The following is a 2,206-nucleotide window of genomic DNA, read 5'->3' as shown; positions in this document are numbered from 1 at the left end:
TCCAAATACAGGCAACAATATTTTAATGAAGCTTGAAGAGCTAAGCATATTCAAAGCATCTGTTGAAAACAATTTAGGTTACAATATTGAAAACACCCCTAATCATCAAAATACAGCTATCAATGCAGCGATGGGATTGCATGATGATGGCAAAACAGGAGGGGCATTAAACTCTTGGGGGCAATACGCAAAAAGTGGCGATATTATTTTTGATGTTGCAGGTGGATTAGGTAGCGGTATTGGTGGCGGTGCAATTAAGAGTGGTATCAAAAACAGTGCTAAAACTGTTGTAAGAACAACAAAAGGCAACATCTTTAAAAAAGAAACCATTCAAGCACCAAGTGGTAAGACTTATAATTTTAATGCTACCAATAAACCTACCAAATCCAACAATAGAAAAGTCGTAGTAGGTCCAAATGGAGGTAAAGGAACTTACACAGGAAAGTATGATAAAAACAACAATCCAATTATACAAAGAGAAAGTGGCAGTTATTATATAAAAGATCCAAAAACAGGCAAACAACAAACAGTAAAATCTCCAAATGAACATGGCAACACATTAGGAAATCAGCCAGCAGAAAGGTATAAATTAGTAGATAAAAAAACAGGAAAACCTTTAAAATCAGGAGAAACAACTCATGGAGAGTCAAGATATGGACCTGGCAAGCAAAAAAGATATACTGAAAAAGAATTAAAAAACATGAATGAAAATGGAGCAAACTATAGACCAGTAGAAACAGGAACTAAAAAACAGATGTATGATAAACAAAATCAAGTTTTAAAAAGATACAAAGATATGTTTGGCAAATATCCACCTTTAAATAAAAACGGCAGATAGGAGTAAGAATGGAACTATGGATTGGAGGAGAAATTGGATTAGGATCTATTGATTATAGGCATTATAGTAAAATAGTTATCACAATCGAAGAAGACCTAAACAATTACCTAAAAAGCATTAACTACTCTAATGAAAAATTAACTGAAGTACTGCTAGTGCTAATTATCAGAAACGATGATTTTACTGTTATGAAAGGAGGAGAAGGCATTAGAAAACATAGAGGTGAAGAGAGTTACGGGTGTTCTTTAAGAATAGACTACAACGAATTTAAAAATGGCAACGAACAAACAAGAAAACTCCTTATTTACCAAGCAATTTTTACAACTTTCGACATGATAGCAAAAAAGAAAAAAATCAAAAACCTAGAAGTCGTAAAAGAATATATCAATAAAAAAATAGAAGAATTAAACAAATAAAAAAACATGACCATTTTTAACATAAAAAGGAAATAATTAGGGTCAGAGTGTAATTTAACAAAAAAATAATCGTTTTTTTGACCCTGTAAATCAGATTGCGTTAATCTTTAAAAAAACCAATCTAAAATAACACCAATGCCCACCCTTAAAAAACCCTTCTCTCTACTTTTAATACTAAGCCACTTAAACGCTTTTGTATTAAGTGGCGTGGGTAATGCGTATGCAGTTAACCAAGAAGTTAACACCGCAAATGTTAATGTCGCTACCAACGGAGTTTTAAATATCTCATCAGTACAAGACTCTAAATCTGTACAAATGAAATCTAGCGCTAAGGGCTTGTTCTCTAGCAGTGTTAGTGCCAGCACCAAAGCCACCACCACCAACATTGCCTCAAATTTAACCGCCAATAACCTCACTATAGAAACCACCAAAGAGGATATTAACATCACAGGCTCTAATATAGACGCACAACAACAACTCAGCCTAAATAGCGCCAAAGACATTAACATCAAGGCAGGCTATGATGGCAGCCTGAATGAGTCTTATCACAAAACATCAGGATTATCCCTTGGAGGTTTAGTTGGAATTGGACCACTCTACACCTCTACCGAAGACTTAGAAGGCAGAATCAAAAAAACTGCCGTTAACTCAACACTCAGTGGCAACAACATCACCCTTAATGCCAACAACAACATTAATGCAGCAGGCGTTAACATCCAAGCAGACAATAGCATCAGTGGCACCGCCAAAGACATCAACATCCAAAATGTCAACAACACCGATACTCATTATTCTAAACACAAAAAAGTAAAGGTCAGTCTTGCAGATGTGCTCGGCACTATTGCCAAAAACCCACTACTACTCAAAAAAGAAAGTGATGGCAAAGTCTCATTTACATTAGCAACAGCCACCATTGACAAAGAAGCCGAGCGTAGCACCAAGACTACAGTCC

2 protein-coding genes and 1 pseudogene are annotated in these 2,206 nt (G+C 35.5%); all 3 read left to right on the top strand.

Annotation, left to right across the window (positions count from 1 at the left end; all coding sequences use genetic code 11):
- Positions 1-838, top strand: a pseudogene (locus BBROOKSOX_RS10215) (hypothetical protein); the annotation flags it as partial.
- An 8-nt stretch (positions 839-846) separates the two neighbouring features.
- Positions 847-1,254 carry a hypothetical protein gene (locus BBROOKSOX_RS10210; protein ID WP_139661641.1) on the top strand — a complete coding sequence of 136 codons (408 nt, stop codon included), beginning with the start codon at positions 847-849 and terminating at the stop codon, positions 1,252-1,254.
- Between the two features lie 135 nt (positions 1,255-1,389).
- The coding region (locus tag BBROOKSOX_RS10205; RefSeq protein WP_139661639.1) for a hemagglutinin repeat-containing protein at positions 1,390-2,206 on the top strand (817 nt) is incomplete at its 3' end.

The organism is bacterium endosymbiont of Bathymodiolus sp. 5 South (genome assembly GCF_900128535.1).
Classification (GTDB): Bacteria; Pseudomonadota; Gammaproteobacteria; order PS1; family Pseudothioglobaceae; genus Thiodubiliella.
Note: the sequence above shows the minus strand (reverse complement) of the source record. Positions and strands in the feature narration are given on the sequence as shown.

Coding starts and splice junctions, on each gene's coding strand:
- BBROOKSOX_RS10210 (WP_139661641.1), top strand. CDS start 847: ATGGAACTATGGATTGGAGGAGAAATTGGATTAGGATCTATTGATTAT.